Source organism: Alkalibacterium iburiense (assembly GCF_039521845.1).
Lineage (GTDB): Bacteria > Bacillota > Bacilli > Lactobacillales > Carnobacteriaceae_A > Alkalibacterium > Alkalibacterium iburiense.
In genome coordinates this window covers 1-558 of sequence record NZ_BAAACW010000011.1, presented here as the reverse complement: position 1 = coordinate 558, position 558 = coordinate 1, and the positions used below count along the sequence as shown (strand labels likewise).

At 36.9% G+C, this 558-nt stretch carries 1 protein-coding gene; it reads left to right on the top strand.

Features of this window, described 5'->3' with window-relative positions:
* Positions 1–146 precede the first annotated feature (146 nt).
* Positions 147–527 (top strand): FAD/NAD(P)-binding protein, encoded by a 381-nt coding sequence (locus ABDZ53_RS00500; protein ID WP_343752888.1) that lies wholly within the window; start codon positions 147–149, stop codon positions 525–527.
* Positions 528–558: the final 31 nt, after the last annotated feature.

Sequence of the window (558 nt, the reverse complement as noted above, 5' to 3'; positions counted from 1 at the left end):
AAGATATCAACACATTTTAAATCAGTGGTTGATTTAGAATAAAGGTTACCGAGGAAAACTTGACGCATACGAATCTCTTACTCTTTTTTATTTAATCTGGGTTTATGATAAACTAGTCTGGAATACAAAGAAAACGGTGATATAAAATGAAAATAGCAATCGTCGGTTTTGGTGTGAGTGGAGCTGCTCTATTAATGTCTCTAAAAACATCAGGCAAATTAGACACTGACTTACACGTTGATATATTTGATCCTAATCATGAACCCGCTGTCGGTTTGGCATATGGAAAAGATAGTAATCATCTTCTCCTCAATGCTTTCCCTACAGCTATGTCTTTAAATCCAGACAATCCCTTGGAGTTTTCGGAATGGTTGGAAAAGAATTATCCAGAGTTTAATGCCACCGTTGATTTGGTGCCTCGTACAGTGTTTGGGGAATACGCCAGCGAGCGGTTGAGTCCATTACTGGAAAAAGAAAACGTGACTCATATAAAAAACAATATGATTGCTTCGCAATCTAAGCCATGACAGAAAAGAGAGAGTATCCTATAATTAACAT

Coding starts and splice junctions, on each gene's coding strand:
- ABDZ53_RS00500 (WP_343752888.1), top strand. CDS start 147: ATGAAAATAGCAATCGTCGGTTTTGGTGTGAGTGGAGCTGCTCTATTA.